This window comes from Lysinibacillus capsici (genome assembly GCF_003367505.1).
GTDB classification, from domain to species: domain Bacteria; phylum Bacillota; class Bacilli; order Bacillales_A; family Planococcaceae; genus Lysinibacillus; species Lysinibacillus capsici.
In genome coordinates this window covers 298,192-316,156 of sequence record NZ_PXXX01000010.1, presented here as the reverse complement: position 1 = coordinate 316,156, position 17,965 = coordinate 298,192, and the positions used below count along the sequence as shown (strand labels likewise).

Annotated in this window: 19 protein-coding genes and 1 riboswitch; of the genes, 12 read left to right on the top strand and 7 right to left on the bottom strand. The window is 37.5% G+C overall.

Annotated features, from left to right (window positions below; all coding sequences use genetic code 11):
• Entirely contained in the window at window positions 1-1,134 is a 1,134-nt protein-coding gene (locus C7B89_RS08680) for a response regulator (RefSeq protein ID WP_048391278.1), read from the bottom strand.
• Window positions 1,135-1,719: 585 nt separating this feature from the next.
• Here C7B89_RS08680 and glnA point away from each other — a divergent pair.
• Both glnA and C7B89_RS08670 read left to right on the top strand, forming a co-directional pair.
• Entirely contained in the window at window positions 1,720-3,054 is a 1,335-nt protein-coding gene (gene glnA, locus C7B89_RS08675; RefSeq protein WP_048391277.1) for a type I glutamate--ammonia ligase, read from the top strand.
• A gap of 85 nt (window positions 3,055-3,139) precedes the next feature.
• Window positions 3,140-3,334, top strand: coding sequence for a hypothetical protein (locus tag C7B89_RS08670; protein WP_048391275.1), 195 nt, complete (start codon window positions 3,140-3,142; stop codon window positions 3,332-3,334).
• A gap of 67 nt (window positions 3,335-3,401) precedes the next feature.
• Here the strand turns inward: C7B89_RS08670 and C7B89_RS22900 are convergent, their stop codons facing one another.
• Window positions 3,402-3,539, bottom strand: a complete 138-nt coding sequence (locus C7B89_RS22900) for a hypothetical protein (protein ID WP_158539186.1) — start codon at window positions 3,537-3,539, stop codon at window positions 3,402-3,404.
• 183 nt (window positions 3,540-3,722) lie between these two features.
• On the opposite strand from C7B89_RS22900, the gene C7B89_RS08665 reads away from it, so the two are divergent.
• On the top strand, window positions 3,723-5,018 hold the full coding sequence (locus C7B89_RS08665) for a helix-turn-helix domain-containing protein (protein WP_115673513.1): 1,296 nt from the start codon (window positions 3,723-3,725) through the stop codon (window positions 5,016-5,018).
• A gap of 35 nt (window positions 5,019-5,053) precedes the next feature.
• On the opposite strand, the gene C7B89_RS08660 is transcribed toward C7B89_RS08665, so the two are convergent.
• Window positions 5,054-6,460, bottom strand: coding sequence for a M20 family metallopeptidase (locus tag C7B89_RS08660; RefSeq protein WP_115673512.1), 1,407 nt, complete (start codon window positions 6,458-6,460; stop codon window positions 5,054-5,056).
• Between the two features lie 24 nt (window positions 6,461-6,484).
• Window positions 6,485-7,714, bottom strand: a complete 1,230-nt coding sequence (locus tag C7B89_RS08655; RefSeq protein ID WP_048391272.1) for an MFS transporter — start codon at window positions 7,712-7,714, stop codon at window positions 6,485-6,487.
• A 278-nt stretch (window positions 7,715-7,992) separates the two neighbouring features.
• Here C7B89_RS08655 and C7B89_RS08650 point away from each other — a divergent pair, with 278 nt between their 5' ends.
• A complete protein-coding gene (locus C7B89_RS08650; RefSeq protein ID WP_048391271.1) occupies window positions 7,993-8,856 on the top strand; it encodes an AraC family transcriptional regulator in 864 nt (287 codons plus the stop codon).
• A 168-nt stretch (window positions 8,857-9,024) separates the two neighbouring features.
• Window positions 9,025-9,528, top strand: coding sequence for a pyridoxamine 5'-phosphate oxidase family protein (locus C7B89_RS08645; protein ID WP_244205596.1), 504 nt, complete (start codon window positions 9,025-9,027; stop codon window positions 9,526-9,528).
• 50 nt (window positions 9,529-9,578) lie between these two features.
• On the opposite strand, the gene C7B89_RS08640 is transcribed toward C7B89_RS08645, so the two are convergent.
• Window positions 9,579-10,085, bottom strand: coding sequence for a GNAT family N-acetyltransferase (locus tag C7B89_RS08640; RefSeq protein ID WP_115673511.1), 507 nt, complete (start codon window positions 10,083-10,085; stop codon window positions 9,579-9,581).
• A gap of 133 nt (window positions 10,086-10,218) precedes the next feature.
• Here C7B89_RS08640 and C7B89_RS08635 point away from each other — a divergent pair, with 133 nt between their 5' ends.
• Window positions 10,219-11,004 (top strand): GNAT family N-acetyltransferase, encoded by a 786-nt coding sequence (locus tag C7B89_RS08635; protein ID WP_115673510.1) that lies wholly within the window; start codon window positions 10,219-10,221, stop codon window positions 11,002-11,004.
• Window positions 11,005-11,028: 24 nt separating this feature from the next.
• On the opposite strand, the gene C7B89_RS08630 is transcribed toward C7B89_RS08635, so the two are convergent.
• A complete protein-coding gene (locus C7B89_RS08630) occupies window positions 11,029-11,292 on the bottom strand; it encodes a Parvovirus coat protein VP1-like protein (RefSeq protein ID WP_115673509.1) in 264 nt (87 codons plus the stop codon).
• 182 nt (window positions 11,293-11,474) lie between these two features.
• Here C7B89_RS08630 and C7B89_RS08625 point away from each other — a divergent pair, with 182 nt between their 5' ends.
• The 3 genes from C7B89_RS08625 (at window position 11,475) to C7B89_RS08615 (ending at window position 14,594) form a co-directional block, all read left to right on the top strand.
• Window positions 11,475-12,524, top strand: coding sequence for a DUF418 domain-containing protein (locus tag C7B89_RS08625; protein ID WP_115673508.1), 1,050 nt, complete (start codon window positions 11,475-11,477; stop codon window positions 12,522-12,524).
• 136 nt (window positions 12,525-12,660) lie between these two features.
• Window positions 12,661-13,317, top strand: coding sequence for a hypothetical protein (locus tag C7B89_RS08620; RefSeq protein ID WP_112117579.1), 657 nt, complete (start codon window positions 12,661-12,663; stop codon window positions 13,315-13,317).
• Window positions 13,318-13,340: 23 nt separating this feature from the next.
• Window positions 13,341-14,594, top strand: coding sequence for a glutathionylspermidine synthase family protein (locus C7B89_RS08615; RefSeq protein ID WP_115673507.1), 1,254 nt, complete (start codon window positions 13,341-13,343; stop codon window positions 14,592-14,594).
• A gap of 590 nt (window positions 14,595-15,184) precedes the next feature.
• Here C7B89_RS08615 and C7B89_RS08605 read toward each other — a convergent pair.
• Window positions 15,185-15,658 carry a YbaK/EbsC family protein gene (locus C7B89_RS08605; protein WP_054550618.1) on the bottom strand — a complete coding sequence of 158 codons (474 nt, stop codon included), beginning with the start codon at window positions 15,656-15,658 and terminating at the stop codon, window positions 15,185-15,187.
• A 235-nt stretch (window positions 15,659-15,893) separates the two neighbouring features.
• Between C7B89_RS08605 and C7B89_RS08600 the strand changes: the two genes are divergently transcribed.
• From C7B89_RS08600 to C7B89_RS08590, 3 genes are all read left to right on the top strand, one after another.
• Window positions 15,894-17,036 (top strand): PstS family phosphate ABC transporter substrate-binding protein, encoded by a 1,143-nt coding sequence (locus tag C7B89_RS08600; protein WP_115673505.1) that lies wholly within the window; start codon window positions 15,894-15,896, stop codon window positions 17,034-17,036.
• 30 nt (window positions 17,037-17,066) lie between these two features.
• Window positions 17,067-17,163: riboswitch (guanidine-I (ykkC/yxkD leader) on the top strand.
• Between the two features lie 126 nt (window positions 17,164-17,289).
• The gene (locus C7B89_RS08595; protein WP_004232293.1) at window positions 17,290-17,631 is read left to right on the top strand and encodes a DMT family transporter; all 342 of its coding nucleotides are present in this window, start codon (window positions 17,290-17,292) and stop codon (window positions 17,629-17,631) included.
• Window positions 17,631-17,945, top strand: coding sequence for a DMT family transporter (locus tag C7B89_RS08590; protein WP_016991838.1), 315 nt, complete (start codon window positions 17,631-17,633; stop codon window positions 17,943-17,945). The genes C7B89_RS08595 and C7B89_RS08590 overlap by 1 nt, the downstream gene beginning before the upstream one ends.
• The last annotated feature ends 20 nt before the right edge of the window (window positions 17,946-17,965 follow it).

Sequence of the window (17,965 nt, the reverse complement as noted above, 5' to 3'; positions counted from 1 at the left end):
TCACCTACCCTTTAATGTAATTGTTATTGAAACGACTGTGATGTCATCGCTGTAATCATTATCAAATAAATTGTACTTTTGAGAAAACTTTTGTAGTGCATAGCTGTTATCCTGTGAAGCATAGGCGTAGAAAAAGTCCATATCAATTGAGTTTTGCTCGTTCAATGTTAATAATCCATCCGTATAAAGAATAATACGATGCCAGCCTGATAAAGGTATTGTTTTTTTATTTATTTGAATAGTAGGGAATAGTCCGAGGATAGGCGTATTCGCTGGGAGGAAGACTGTTTCTCCAAATTTTCCAAATAAAAAACCAGAAGGGTGAGCCGCATTCACATAGTGCAAAGTGCCGTTTTTTGTATCTAGAAGTATGTAGATTGCTGTCATTAAAAAACGGTCCATATCCTCATCAGAAAATAGCTCGTAAATTTGGCGGTTAAGTTCTTGGATTACGGCTACTGGATCAATTAACTTAGTAATCATTCCTTTTAATAATGATCTGATGGACATAGTAACGAGTGATGCAGCTATGCCATGCCCCATTGCATCGTACAGAAGAATGGCGGTTAAATGGTCATTAATCTTAAACCAGCAGTACATGTCACCTCCTAGTGTATTGGATGTTACGTAAAGACCATCAACCTGTATTTGCTCAAGATTTAATGGAGGAGATAGTGCGTTCTTTTGGAATTTTTTTGCAACAAATAAATCTTTTTGAATCATACTTTCTTGCTGCTTTCGAAGCTTGGCTTCCCTCTGATATTTTAAGGCTACTTGAATTCGAGTCTTAAAATGAGTAAAATCAAACGGCTTTAAAATAAAGTCGAAAATGCCTGCTTCAAAAACCCTATCGATTGTTATGTTTTTTTCGTAGGTAGTAGATAGAAGGATAGGGACATCTATCCAATTTTTAAGTACATGAATGTGCTGACAAATTTCCTCGCAATTGCTGAGTGTCATTTTCGTGTCAAGTACGATTAATTCCAGCTCATCTTTCAAAGCTGAATCTACTAAATAGTTCATTGCTGCTTCCGTTGTTGAAAAGCAATAAATATTGGGGATGCTGATACGATGAAAATACTTTTGCAGACGTAGCACATCATTACTTACGCTGCCAATAATTAATACTGACATGCCTACTTAATTCACCGCCTTATGTATCTATAACTAAATATTTCCTGGAAGCCAACATAATGATTTCTAACCATAATTATATACTCCGTATTTACTGATAATATGAATAAATTAAAATTCTAATTTGCTATAAATTTACCAATAAATATCGCATTATACAAGGCTTTTGTGATATAAAGTAAAACTTAATCAATAGGATTTTTGACATCTTGGTTCTTGGATAGGGTTCACGGGTTATCTTTTTAACGATGTTCTTGATATATCTACAATTAATGCATGGGGAAGTAGTGAATACTTCGTCTCTAGTCATGATACTAGACTGTTCATTTTTAGAGTGACGAAGAATTTTTGTAAGACTAAAGGCCTTTTGTAGAAAGTAGTAATTTTGCCCTTTTTTAAAGATGAAAGATCGCTATTTGAGATGGAAATGTGGTAAGAAAAATTAATCTAAAATAAGGATTAATATATTCGATAAAAAGCATGTCATAAAACCTTACATACATATTGCTTATTCTTCAAATTTAATGTATTTTTAGAGCAGTTATAAAAAACGTGTTAATTAAAATTACATTGGAGTGGTGAAGAATGAAACATTATACCAAAGAAGATATTATACGCCGAGTGAAGGAAGAAAATGTGAAATTTATTCGCCTACAATTTACAGATATCTTAGGGACAATCAAAAATGTGGAAGTTCCTGTCAGTCAATTAGAAAAAGCGCTAGATAATAAAGTTATGTTTGACGGCTCTTCAATCGAAGGTTTTGTGCGTATTGAAGAATCAGATATGTATTTAAAGCCAGATATCAATACCTTTGTGATTTTTCCTTGGACTGCTGAAAAGGGGAAAGTAGCTCGCTTTATATGTGATATTGCAAGACCAGATGGTACACCGTTTGAAGGAGATCCACGCTCCAATTTAAAACGAGTATTGAAGGAAATGGAGGAGCTGGGCTTTACGTCGTTTAATTTAGGGCCAGAGCCTGAATTTTTCCTATTCAAGTTGGATGAAAAAGGGCATCCGACACTGGAATTAAATGATAGTGGAGGCTATTTTGATTTAGCGCCAACTGATTTGGGAGAGAACTGTCGTCGTGATATTGTTTTAGAGCTAGAGGGGATGGGCTTTGAAATTGAAGCGTCTCATCATGAAGTAGCACCAGGCCAGCATGAAATCGACTTTAAGTATGCGAGTGCTATTGAGGCATGTGACAATATCCAAACATTTAAACTGGTGGTAAAAACCATTGCTGCACAGCATGGTCTCCACGCAACATTTATGCCAAAGCCACTATTTGGGGTCAATGGCTCAGGAATGCATTTTAATCTCTCCTTATTTGAAGGTGATAAAAATGCCTTCTATGATGAACATGCAGACTTGCAATTAAGCGCAACCGCACGTAGCTTTATGGCAGGAATTATGAAGCATGTGCATGGTTTTACAGCTATCACGAATCCACTTGTCAATTCCTATAAACGATTAGTACCTGGCTATGAAGCCCCTTGCTATGTAGCGTGGTCTGCTCAAAACCGCTCACCATTAATTCGCATTCCAGCAGCACGTGGCTTATCTACACGAATTGAATTGCGCTCAGTTGATCCAGCAGCAAACCCTTATTTAGCAATGGCTGTTATTCTAGCATCTGGGCTGGATGGTATACGAAAAGATTTAACACCACCAGCCGCGGTAGACCGTAATATTTATAAAATGACAGCAGCAGATCGGGAGTTGAACGGGATTGATAGTTTACCATCCTCATTAGAATTTGCGCTAATTGAATTAGAGATGGATACCATTGTTCGTGATGCATTGGGTGACCATATTTATGATAAATTTACAGCTGCCAAAGAAATTGAATGGAATAAATATCGCACACGTGTCCATAACTGGGAGCGTGAGGAATATTTAACGATGTACTAAAGGTGTTGGGGCTTTTTTAGCTCCAACTTTTTTATGTGACATGTACTTCTTTTTGCTCTATCATAAGATTAAAGGAGTGTGAACGATGACACAGATAACTCAAGTTGTGACAATTCAAAACAATGATATTGTGCAATTTGAACTTGATATTAACCGTGCTTTAGTAGATTTAAAAGGCTTTTTCATACTTGATATCAAATACAATACGCTCTTTATTGGAGAGCAGACGGTCATCCATTCTGCTTTAATTATTTATCAGCAAAACAATTACACTATTTAACAAGAGGGGTCATGTCGATGAGACGTGACTTTTTTTAATAAAAGATAAACTCGATTGTTGGGGAAGGTTAATGGTAATCGGGTTTCTTCCTCCTTAGATTGTCATAAATTAATTCATCTGGATCATGGATCATCATTTTTCTCCCTAACCAGTTCAGTTTCAAAGTAATGAACATCCATAGTGCCTCAAAGTTTTCTACTGCCATTTTACCACTTGATGGAAAGACCTATTTTTTATCCGGAGCACCTTGGTATTTTACAAAAAATACCTCCTCTCTTATATTTACAGTGGGTAAATGAAAATCGATAGTTGTCGGAAATTTATATGTATTTTATATACTTTTGCTATAATAAAATTATCATGTTCATCGAACAAAGGAGGGGTTTGGTTGAAAATACGGTTAGGTCTTCTTGGCCCTTCAGACTCGATTGAATTTGTCGAAGCTGTCTTGAAAAATTGGCCAGAGTTTATATTTACCTCGATAGAATGTCTAGCACAAGAGGATTTAGATGAAAAAGTGACACCTTTATTGATGGAAGAAATGGATATGTGGCTGTGTACAGGGCCCATCACCTATAATATTGTGCAAAGTTGGAACCAACTAAAGACACCAGTTTTTTATGTTGTGTATAAAGGATCATCCTTATATAAAACCGTGTTAAAGGTATTGTACGAACACAAAATCGACGTGAATGAAATTAGCTACGATGCTGGTAATAGTGATGCATGGGAGCAGGCCTTGGTGGAGGCAGGGATTGAAGTAAAGCCTAAATTTGTGGAATCGGAGACAATTTCATTAAAAGAGCTTGTGCACTATCATTTTAAGCTTTGGGAAAGTGGCCAAACAAAGGCTGCAATTACTGGTCATCCTATTCATCATGAACTACAATTGCTAGGTGTTCCAACCTATCGATTGTTCCCATCCTCGATGGCTGTAGAGGCTGTTATTACGAATATGCTACGAACATATGAAATGCTACGCTATAAGGCGACTCAAATTGCTGTACAAATAATCGAAATTGATCCATTTTTAGGAATCGCAAAAAATAACTTCTCAACAGATGAGCTGTTTAGAATGGAACTTAAGATAATGGAGCATTTGCTGACGTACACAAAAAGCATCCATGGTTCCATTAAATCTACAAGATTTGGGCGTTATGTGATTTTCACTACGAGAGGCTTAATGGAGGATATAACGAAGAATTTTAACCAAATGCCTGATATAGAAGATTTCACACCGCTAGATCAAGAGGCCATGACTTGTGGAATTGGGATTGGTCAAACGGTATATGACGCAGAAATAAACGCTGGAAATGCCTTATTGCATGCAAAGGAATGCGATAAGGGTTCATGGATGGTTTGTTTTGATGATAAAAAAATTGCAGGACCGCTTGGAAAGCCTGAACAACTTACATACTCCTATACCTCAGAAGAATTAGAGGCTTTAAGTCAGAAAACCACCTTAAGTGTGATGACATTAAATAAGTTAAAGTCCTCATTGAAAAAATTAGCAAGTGATGAGCTGAATGCTAATGAGCTAGCAAAATATATGCAGATACCAGCTCGAAGTGCGCGCAGAATATTAACAACCCTTGAGGAAAAAGGATTTGCTGAAGTCGTTGCAGAGGAGAAACCCCATACACGCGGACGTCCACGTAAGGTTTATAAAATTTCTCCATTCTAAGGAGAGTCCATAGATATATGGACTCTCTTGTTATGCTATGAGCGAATTTTGTAGTGCTTTACATCTGATGGCAGAGGGGAAGTGTATACCTCACCAGCTCGACGTTCAATTAATTCTGCCTTCGCTTGTTCAATTAATTCTGGTTGTAGAAGGACATCCAGTGCTGTAGAAGCCATAACTTTCCCTGCATGAAGCATGCCTTTATGTGCTAAGGAAGTTGTCCCTGTTGCTACGATTTGCCATGTATGAAGAGGGGTTCCAAGTGGTTCACATGCGGTCATGCATTGTGCAGTTGGGACAAGCCAGCTAACATCACCTACATCAGTAGATCCAGCCATAAATTCATCAGGCTTAAATGGATCAATAATATCCGCAATATCTTTTCCAGCTAATTGACGATTTCTTTGCACATCCGCCTTTTTTTCCTCTTCCGATAGTGTTTTACGAATAGCACTAGCAAATTGTATTTCCTCATCTGAATAAGAAGGTGTACCTAATTTAATGAAATTTTCATACATAACCTGTTCTAATGTTGTATTTGGAAGCACATTAGAAAGAGCTGAAGCTAGATCTATTTCTACCTCAGTACCAGTCATCAGAGCAGCACCTCTTGCAATTTCACAAATACGTTGGTAGATATCCTCCGTTTGAGAAACTCTTGGAGCTCTTACAAAATACAAAACTTCTGCCTCTGCTTGTACAACATTTGGAGAAAAACCACCTGTATTTGTAATGGCATAATGGACTCTTGCTTCAGGAATGATATGCTCTCGTAAATAATTTACTCCTATATTCATCAACTCCACAGCATCAAGAGCACTTCTCCCTAAGTGAGGGCTAGCAGCTGCATGGGCGCTTTTACCTTTGAATTTAAAGTACACTTCGTAACAAGCGAGTGTGGCAACCGACATAATATTATTCGTTGTTCCTGGATGCCAAGTCAAAGCAATATCAACATCATCAAAAACACCCTCTCTTGCCATAAAGGTCTTACCGCCACCGATTTCTTCCCCAGGACAACCGTAATAACGGACCGTTCCTTCGATATTGTTCTCTTGCATGTAATCACGTAATGCAATAGCAGCACCAAGTGAACCTGTACCTAATAAATTATGTCCACACCCATGACCGTTACCTCCTGCTTCTTGTGGATTTGGCTGCGCTATACCGCCATGTTGACTTAAACCAGTAAGCGCATCAAATTCTCCTAGAAATGCGATAACAGGATTGCCATGACCAGACGTTCCTATGAAGGCGGTTTCAATTTGGGCAACACCTTTCTCCACTTCAAAACCTTCATCCTCTAGTGCTTTGCTTAATAGTTCAGCAGATTTAAATTCTTCAAATCCTGTTTCAGCATATTGCCAGATTTGATTACTCACTTCAATTAATTTTTCTCGTTTTTCTTCAATAATTTGTGATAGTCTACTATGTTTGGTCAAATAAACTCACCCTTACCTTTCTTTTTATGCATGATCAATTAAACTACTATTCTTTGATGGAATTCTATAGAATACCGCACAGATTACCACGATGACTAAGGCACCGATTAGGAAGAAGAAGGCTGCTTGGAATGAGCCTCCAAAACCATCAATAAGAGCACCCATAGCTGTTGGGGCAATAAAGCCAGCCATACCACTAGCGAAATACATCATGCCTAAAAAAGAGCCTATAATTTTTTGAGAAACATACTTAAGTGGAATGGCCAAAATTGCCATTGAAATGGCTGAATCCCCTATAGAGAAGATACTCTGAAAGGAAATCGCTAACTGAATACTCGATGCATTAAACATCATATAAAGGCATAGGCCTGAAACAATGGCACCAATCAATACAATTATTTTTTCTTTTCCAGCAAGTCCTTTATCAATTAAAAATCCTGTGATAATAGCTGCGATTAATCCACAAGCCTGTGGAATCATAGCAAGTGATCCGACTTCTCGTAAATTTAAATTCCGCGTTTGTTCCAAATAGGAGGGAAGCCATGACGAGAAACCCCAATGGACTGTACTTGAGCAAAAGTACATCACGACAAGCATCCATAAAAATGAACTTTTATAGAGTTCTTTCATTGGACGACCATTTGAAGTTTCTGCCACCTGTTGTTTAATAAGCTTTGGGGGATTGTAAAACTTAAACAATAAAAGAGTGACAATTAGACCAACACCACCAATAATGTAAAACATTGTGCGCCAGCCCCAAGTATCAGCAATTAAACCAGCCAAATACAAAGCAAGAACACCACCAATTAATTGAGCAGCTAGAAGCATCGATTTAGCCCGTGCACGAACATCTTTTTTGAAAATCTCCGTAATGGCAACGCCACTGCCTGTCGGTAAACCACCATCACCAAGACCAAGAATAAAACGAATAGCTAAGATTGCCATAAAAGAGCCAATCATCCCAGTCAGTAGGGAGAAGAGGGAAATCATGAAAACAGCAATAACAATTATTTTCCGTGAGCCAAACTTATCAGAGGCCCATCCTGCTAGCAATGTCATCAGTGCACTGCTTAGCCAAAAGCTACTGATGACCAACCCGCTTTGTGTCTGTGTTAAATGTAATTCTTTGCTAATGGGGATAATGGCCACATTCATACCGAACAATGTTAATGAATCGACTAACCATGCTAGAAATAATAATGAAAAGATAAAATTTCGTTTGCCAACACTCAATTGCGTATGTAACTCACTCATTCAATTCTTCCTCCTTTTTAGGACGCTTTATTTTTATTTAAGGACAATAAAGGTCTTGTCCGTTATTATAAATACATTATTGTTATTTTTCAATATATTTTGATTTCGAGTACAATGAAATTTTGAGGAGATAGAGAAAAAAGTGTAGATAAAGGAGGAAATTAAGCAAGGGGAGTAGATCATAAAAAATACTTCCCTTAAAACCTGTCCAAAGTTAGCATAAAAAGACAGGTTATATAGCAGTATCTATTTTAAGATGGAATCAAGGAGTGAAAGCAATGAGTTGGATTGAGTCGATACAAAAGGCCATTAATTATATGGAGGAGCATTTATTAGAGGATATTACGATTGAACAGATTGCGCAGGAGGTTAATTCTTCTGTCTTTCACTTTCAGCGAACATTTGCCATTTTGACAGATATGTCTATTGCAGATTATCTGCGGCGAAGAAGATTAACATTAGCTGCACAAGAATTGCTGGGTACTGAACAAAAAATAATCGATCTCGCCTACAAATACGGCTATGAAACTCCTGAAGCCTTTACTAAAGCGTTTCGAAAACAGCACCATGTTACGCCTAGTGAAGCAAGAAAGAAGCAAGGACCATTACAATCATATAATCGCCTGGTCATACAGGTAAGCTTGAAGGGAGCAGAACCAATGAAATATAAAATTATTGAAAAAGACAAGTTTCAAATTGTGGGTGTAAAAAGAACATACAACTGTCAAAATGGGGAGAATACAACGGAAATACCTCTATTTTGGCAAGAGGTAAACCAAAGTGGCTTTGATCACCAGCTATACCAATTAAATAATGGCACGGTCAATGGTGTATTAGGTGTTTGTGTACCAAATACTGAACAGGGACAAAAGGGCTTCATTGATTATTGGATTGCTACTGATCATGTAGGAGAAGTAGGGGAAGATCTCTTAACAATGGAAGTACCTGCATCCAAATGGGTTATCTTTGAAGTACATGGACCTATGCCTGATGCAATGCAAAATACGTGGAAACAAATTTATTCAGAGTGGTTCCCATCCAACCCATATGAACCAGCAGGAACAGCAGAGTTGGAGGTTTATCCTGAAGAGGATGCTTATAGCCCTGATGCGTATTCAGAAATTTGGATTCCAATTAAATAACAAAAAAGCCAAGGATGCTATACTAGTGCATCCTTGGCTTTTATTATTCTATTAAAAAAATTTACCCTTTTTTTAGTTTTATTAAAGATGTAAAATATATATATGTTTAAAATGAACGGTTTAGCGGTGTTTATTAATCGTTACATAATTTCATGAGGGGGTTAAGAAATGATGAGAGGTACGATTCAAAACAAACGTGTTGAAATTTCACAAGAGGATGCACAGCAATACTTAAAGTTGGGAAAAGTTGCGCATGTTGCAACAGTTGATGAGGAAGGTTTTCCTTATGTTATTCCGTTTGTCTATGTATATGAAGGGGAGGACAAACTATACTTGCATATTGGTAATCTTCGAGAAAGTCACTTTTGGTCAAATATCAAACAAAATCCTAAAATTTGTATAGAAGTTTGCGATATGGGTGATTTACATCCAGGCAAAAAATATGCCTGTCAATCCGCACTAGTTTATCAAAGTGTTGTTTTGTTTGGACATATCGAAAGAATTGAAGAGGAAACGAAAAAAGAATGGTTCTTTGATGCGTTACTGGAGAAGTATGGCAATCCTGAATGGACATTTGAAAGAGAAGGCTATCCGATTATGCCGAAAATTGAACTATTTGAAGTAAAAATAGAAAAGCTGACAGGGAAAATTAATAACGGAATGTATCATTAATCAAAAAGGCTAAGTATTGGTTGAATTCTACCATGCTTAGCCTTTTCTTCTTACGATTTTGTTAAAGTGTAAAGTTGTAGAGTATCATCAGTATTGTGCTTCTCTTGGTAAATGAAATTCAATTTTTTTAAAACCTTGATTGAATTGATATTGGCAGCGTCAACTTCTGCCACAATGGTTTCCATTTTTAAGTGCTTAAAGGCATAATCAATTAAAGCAGTTATAGCTTCTGTTGCATAGCCTTTTCCCCAATATTCCTTGCCCAAATCATAGCCAATCTCTGTTAGAGCATTGTCATAATCAAGCATATTAAAGCCACATGACCCAATGATATGATTGGATGCCTTTTCAAAAATAGAGAAGCGGATTGCCTTGTGTTGCTTAGCTAATTGTTCTAGAAGTTCAACCATTTCCAAGGCTTGCTCTTCTTGTGTAAACTGAGTAATGTTCATATACTTGGTTACATCAGGATCAGACCAAATGGTTAATAAACTTTTAGCATCAGCTTTCTCCATTTTTTGTAACCGCAATCTTTCCGTGTCGATATTTTCAATCAATACTTTTACCTCCAAAATTATGATGATGTTGGATGAAAAATATTGCTATCTGCGCATAATTCAGTCCCTTCAAATGGATATAAGTTTATTATAATAGAAATGATACATACTGCAAAATACTGGAGGAAATAGCATGATAAAAGTCTCGGAAGAGCAATATCCTATCATTAAACAATTTATTTCAAGAGCCCCGACATTTGTGTATAGTATACTAGATCGAATGATAGAAGGAGCTGTCTATTCTGATACAGCTGCTTTTCAAACATTATTATTTCACACGAAATCAGGGATATACTATGTATATGGCAATGAAAATAAGACTTCGATTGATTATCATCTTGCCTATTGTTTTCAACAGGCTATAGAACAACAGAAACGGTTTACCTTATTTTCTTATTCAGAACAGTGGAATACTAAAATCGAACAATTGTTAAATAATCAACTGAGAAAGCTAGAACGCTATACATTTACATTTGATGAAAATATTTATAATCATAGAGAGAAGCATGGGGAAAGTGATTACGAAGTCAAATTTATTACTGAACCCTTGATTAAAAATTCACTGGAATTTGATCAGACATATTATGAGGAATATTGGGATTCTATCTCTAATTTCCTCAAAAATGGCTTTGGCTTTTGTTTCGTACATAAAGAACAAATCATTAGTGAAGCGGTCTCTATATTTAAATCAAATGAGTATGCAGAAATTGATATTATGACAGATTCGAATTTTAGAGGACAAGGATTAGCAAGTAGCATTGCAGAAACATTTATAGATCATTGTCTTGTCAACCAGCTAAAGCCTTGTTGGGATTGTGACATTTCGAATACAGGATCCATTCACCTAGGCACAAAGCTTGGTTTTACGACACCACAAAAATATGCTATCTATACAAAAAGTAGCCCACGCGGTTATTAAAAACATCGTGAGCTTTATCTGCTTTTAAAAGAAACGATTGCGTAATTCAAAAACTCGATAGAATAGTCTAGCGTCTCTAGCCATTTTATTTGGAGCGTTCATATGTGGACGGAGGCATTGTTGAAACAATTCATCACAGTACTTTGTGCTACCGTGGCGTTCATAGCATTCATCATGCAGTTTACAGCAAGCATCCACTGCATTTGTAGGCGTAGCTGGTCCTGAGCAGCCAGGACCACAGTATCGGTAGCCGGGATAACAAAAACCGAGCTTGCGATTTCTATTCATCTCCTAAACCTCTCTTTTCGATGTTTTTACTATAAAATATGTAATATTTCATCGTAGAAGAGGATAAAAAACTATAAGACTATTCTTTTTGATTTGTAAGGTTCCTGTAAGCTTAAAAATAATTACTTGTAAGGATGGGGAGTTATGCTAGCTATAGCATAAAAGATAAGGAGTTTTTCAACATGAATCCATCCGTTACACAAAAAGAACGAATCATTGCCTTAGATATTATTCGAGGATTAGCGTTATTTGGTATTTTATTTATTAATGTAGGTGCCTATCAGCTCTTGATGGAGGGTGCACCAATGCCTGATATGAGCGGAATCAATGGGGTTATTGATTCACTTATTAATATTTTTATAGAAAAGAAATTTTTCTCTATCTTTTCATTCCTATTTGGGGTTGGTTTTTATATTTTTGCTACACGTGCAGAAGCGCGGGGAGATAGACCGAGAATGCGCTTTGCAAGACGCTTATTGGCTCTATTGGTTATAGGTATTATTCATATTTTTATTTTTTGGGGCTCTATCCTAGCCATTTACGCAGTGATTGGTTTTTTATTGCTACCATTTTACTCTGCGAAGGTTTCAACCATTTCTAAATGGTTGTTTACGATTATCACACTGCATATTCTGGCATTATTAGGACAAATGTATGTGCCGTCTAATGCAGTTTCGTCAGCTATATTTGGCTTTTTTGGCAATGATGCCGTAGCCATCTTTATTATGTTTTTAAGTGGATTTTTAGTAGCAAAAGCTGATTGGATTGGGCACATTGGAGCGCATAGTCAAAAAATAAAATGGTTGCTTTATAGTACTTTCCCGTTCTTTATTGGATGCTCATTATGGATTTGGTTTGCCACACAAGCAGATGACGAACAGCTTCAATCTATCATTGGCTTAGGGGTTGTTCCAACAACCTATTTTTATCTAAGTTGTTTGTTTATTCTATTAGAACATAAAACAATAGCGAAGCTACTTCAGCCAATTGGACGTGTGGGGCAAATGGCCTTTACAAATTATTTAGCGCAAAGCTTTATTGGAACAGCCATTATTTCATTAATGGGGCTAGAAGTAGTTTCACCATCAGATATTGTAGTGATAGCTAGTATTACGTTTATCATTCAAATAATTTTTAGCGTGATTTGGTTTAAGTTCTTTACAATAGGACCATTTGAAAAATTATGGCGATATATGACTTATGGAAAAAAAGTCGTGTCCAAACAATCATAAAATACTGTAAATCCCAAACAATCCTACTGTTTGGGATTTTTTCTGCTAAAATAAATTGTATGTTTTTGTAAAAAATGAAACCTAAAATAGGAGATAATCGTAAACTAGGTACCAGAAATAAAGGAGCGTTTATAATATGGCTAAGCAAATAAAAAAATATATGGCTGTGACAACGGCATCTTTGATGGCTGTACAGCTTGCAGCATGTGGAAATAGTGAAACTCAAACAGCAGAAGAATACCCTTTAACTACTTCTAATCAGATCACTGAAGATCAAAATCAAGCAAATACAAGTGATGAAATAGAAAGTGTTTACAATAGTGAAATGGCTGATGCCTGTGATGAATGGCAAGAAGGTGATGATGGTTCCTTTGAATGTATCGATGAAAATTCACCTTACTATGCCCAGCATTTCTTTAATGGTTTGATGTATGCAACGGCTGGAGCCATGATAGGAAGTGCGATATATAAAAGTCGCAATTTAAAAAATGGTACAGATCGAGATGAGCAAAGCAATGGTGGCGGCTCAGCAGTGCCACGATCGTCATCAAGCGCTAAGGATGAAAGTAAACATACAAATGGTATAACAAACAGTACGCAAAATAAGGCTAGTTCAACTTCAGGTAGCTCAACTTCAAGTGGATCAAATTCTTATTCGAGTGGACAACGCACCTATTCGACGGATAGTTCATCTAAGAGTTCCAATTCCTACTCCAATAGCTCTTCCTCAAGCACAGGAAAATCGGGCTTTGGTTCTGGTGGGGCATCTCGTGGCGGCTCGTCCTCCTCGTAAGGTTAGGATAGGGAGTGAAGAACATGATGAATCACACACAGCAACGACAAGCATTTTACTCAAAATTCCCTGACTTCTTTCCTGACTTTGAGGATTTAGAGTACGCATTATATGATGTTTTAGAATTGCCAAAGCAACAAATTGATCAACTTCATTATGCAACACAAATGCTTTGGCGCATCTTTTTAAAAGTCGGGAAACAATTTAAACATTTATCGGTCGATCAGCTCTTAGCCTTAGGTATTCGACCGGAAATGATCCCATATATTCAATTAGATTATTTACAGCAGCAATCAATTCTGGCACGATTTGATTTTATTTGTACAGAGGAGGGCTACATTAAATGTTTAGAGTTAAATGGAGAAACCCCTTTTCTTGTACAAGAAACCTTCAAGCTGAATGATGCACTATGTCAGCATTTTGGCTATAAAAATCCCAATGATGTAACAGCCTTACAAAAAGCATTGTCGGGCGCTCTTTTTGCTGCCATCCAATATTTACATAATGTCGAAAAGCCGAAGATTGTCATCACAGGAAAAACAGCGGAAGAGGATTACGAAGAGTATTGCCAGGTACAGTTTATCAAGTCCTGTATTCCTTTTGACATTGAGTATGTGCCCATACAAGAGCTTATTATCTTTTCTAATGACACGTCTGAGGTAGCACAAGGTCTTTATACACCTACAATGGAGAAAATTGATATTTTATTTAGACCCGCACACCCTGTAGAGTTTTTAATAGATGATGTGGCAGCAGATGGTGATCGCATTGGCTTGCATCTTTTAGAGCTTGTCAAAAAACGACAGCTAGCAATTATTAATCCACCTGCTGCCTATGTATTACAATCGAAAATCTTATTATGGTTAATATGGGAGCGGAGAAATGATCCATTGCTCTTTACTTCCGAGGAACGAGCAGCTATTTTGCAATATATGCTTCCTACATACCTTACAGCAGAACCATTTATTCGCGATGATGTACCCTATGTCAAGAAGCCTGTTTATTCTCGTGAGGGAAATACAGTAGAAATTTACGCAGGAAGTGGGCGGAGAGTAAATGCTTCCACATCCAAACACTATGATGATAATTTGTTTATTTACCAACAGTATGTGGAGATGCCTAGCAGAAAAGTGCAGTTAAAAGAAGGATATCGTGCTAAGAAGTGGCTAATTGGCTCATTTGTTGCTGATAATTGTGCATGTGGTTTAAGCTGTCGGGTAGGCAATCAAATTACAGAATGGGATTCACATTGGTTAGCCGTTGGTTACAAGGAGTAACAAATCTATAGTGCTGAAAAACAAAACCACCCATAAAATTTTTTTAGAAGGTGAAAATGGATTGCCGTTGCAGGCTACTTGCTTTCCTGTGGGCGAGCGCCGAACCGCTTCCTTCGCTCCGCTCCGTTTAGCGTTTTGCCTGACTCGCTATCCCACGGGAGTCAAGTAGCCTTCCACTCCAACCTACAGAAGTGTTATCTTTTTAGCAAAGGTTTTCAAATAAAGTGAAGGTGTTCACTTCTTGTCACTCATCACTTCTCCACATTGAAAATAAGAGCTTATCCCCTCTATGAATACAGATAATGGGCGATTTTATTACTATGCTACTATTAAAAAAGTAAAGACACTTTGCAGAATGGTTGATTGGAGAGGAGCCAGCGTCACACCTAGGGGATTTAGCGTCACTGATGAGACCCTAGAGCGAACGTAAGTGAGAGAAGCGGCTCATTGGACGCCCCCTGGAAAGGACGCTGGCGGAACGGAAATCAACCCTTACCTTGCCAAAAGGTATTATTTCTCCTAGCGATATTATCTTTTTTCAACAACATGAATTGGCGAGACTTTTAAAAGTATCGCCAATCGTTTGGTCCTTATTCATTCCAGCCTTTACAGACATCAATCCATTCTTTATAGGGAGCATATGTTTCAAGTTCTGAAATGGTTACCTCAATGGCTGAATTACTACTACCACACGCTGGAAATACTGTAGTAAAACGTTTTAAAGATTCATCTAAATAAATGGCTACGCCCTCATTCACACCAAAAGGGCATACACCTCCGACATCATGGCCGATCATCGTCTCCACATCATCTTTGGATAACATCTTTGCCTTCGTACCAAATACGGATTTATATTTTGCATTATCGATTTTTGCGTCACCAGCAGCCACAATTAAGATCGCTCCATCATTTACAAGAAAAGATAAAGATTTTGCTATGCGCTCTGGCTCACAGCCAAGCGCCTGTGCTGCTAACTCAACTGTTGCGGAGCTTTCTTCTAATTCTTGTATTTTGTGTTCTACATGCCATTGTGCTAAATGGCGACGTACTTTTTCAATTGCCATATGTACACCCTCCTACTTGTATCAATTATGCCCTAGCATAGGTTGTCGAGATTTTTTGAGATTTTCGAAAAGATCCCTTTTCTATAGTTGATATACCACCTTCATACAAAAAGCATTCATTAAATCCAGACAAAATTAATTTTACCATAATTTTCAGAATATATAGTTGTGAATGCTTTATCTTTCGGGTACCATTGGTGTAAGGAGTGTAAAATTACACTAGGGAGGTCTTTGTATGCTTAGATTACTACAAATAGTATCTATATTAATTGGTTTGTCCTTTGTGACATTAATAGTGGCATTCATGATCACATTGAGTGGTGGGCTGCATTTAATTAATTTGGTCTTTACTATACCCGTTTGTTTATTTGTCTGGATTGTTTGTAGTATGTTTAAATGGACCAACACAAAAAAACGAAGGGGCTTGCTATTTGGTGTCATGGGAATCGCCCTGTTGATTGCAGCCATTAAACCGATTCAACATTATTATAAAATGAGTATTCCCACTGTTGATGCGGAAATTGATGTAACAGTCTATCAGCCATTTGTTCCTGGCAATGAAATAGTGAAAAATAAAGCTTCCTTACAATTGACAGAGTCATTACCACGACTAGATGGTGCAACAGCCATGTACCCTTTATATGCGGCTTTTGTGGAGGCAACTTATCCCAAAGGGGAATATCCTCCATATAATAGTAGAGTTCAAGTAAGTCGTACACCAGAGGCCTATCAAAATTTAATAGCTGGAGATGTTGATTTGATCTTTGTGGCAGCCCCGTCCACCTCACAAGAATGGCAGGCAGAAAAGGAAGGACTTACATTTGATATGACGCCAATTGGTAGAGAGGCATTTGTCTTTTTTGTGCATCGTAAAAATAAAATCGATAATTTAACACTTGAGCAGGTCAAAAAAATATATGCTGGAGAAATAACTAATTGGCGTGAAGTGGGTGGGGAGGATGAGGCCATTCGTGCTTTCCAACGCCCAGCAGATAGTGGAAGCCAAACGACACTAGAAAAGCTGATGGGCAATACGCCAATCATGGAGGCACCCACTGAAGATGTTGCATCAGGAATGGGTGGAATCATTCGTGAAGTGTCGCAATATCGAAATTATAAAAATGCCTTGGGCTTTACGTTTAGATATTATTCTACAGAGATGGTTGGTAACAAAAAGATCAAATTACTATCCATTGACGGAGTAGCACCAACAAAAGAAAATATTCAAAATGGTACATATCCTTTAGTGTCTGAATTTTATGCCATCACAGCAGGAACGGAAAATCAAAATGTACAGAAACTGATTGATTGGATTCTTTCTGAGGAAGGGCAGGCAATGGTAGAAAAGGTTGGCTATGTACCAGTGGAAAATCATTGAATAGTTTGCTATACTAAGAGTAATAATCGAATAAAAGTTTTCTAGGGTTCCGTAGCGCTTGCTAGTCTGGTCCGAGAGAAAACCACAAATTGATTTTGTGACACGGAAGGATAAAAGCCTGGGAGATACTGTTTAAAGACAGTTTCTTCAGGCTTTTTTTGTTTGGCTAAAATCAAGTCATTTGGCGAATGCTGAAAAAGTAGTTGGATCATCCAATTATTCGGCCGTGTCTTATAAAATGGAGGGATTTATGATGAATAAACAATGGATCAGCGTCATTATAGCGGCTTGCTTTGAAGTTGGCTGGGTCATTGGGTTAAAGCATGCAACAAGTGTACTAGAATGGATTGGTACAGCAATTGCCATTTTTATTAGTTTTTATTTGCTCATTAAAGCAGGTGAGCATCTACCAGTTGGGACCGTTTATGCAATCTTTGTCGGATTAGGAACAGCTGGTACTGTATGTGCGGATAGCTTGCTATTTGGAGAGCCGTGGAAATTAGCAAAAATCATATGTATTGTTGTGTTACTTGCAGGAGTTGTAGGCTTAAAGCTAGTAACAGGAGAGCCTAAGGAACAAGAGGTGAGTGAATAATGGCATGGATGGCATTAGTTGTTGCAGGGTTATGTGAGATGATGGGTGTATATATGATTAGTAAATATAATAAGACGAAGAGTATGAAAAATTTAGGACTGTTGATTGGTGCATTCACCTTAAGTTTTGCAGGCCTTGCCTATGCGATGGAAACATTACCAATGGGTACTGCCTATGCGATCTGGACAGGGATTGGTGCAGCTGGGGGAGCACTGCTAGGTATGCTGTTTTTTAATGAATCTAAGGACTGGCGACGCATCGTTTGTATTATCCTTGTATTAGGAGCAGCAATCATGTTGAAATTGCTATCATAATTAAACAGGCACTCCTCTTA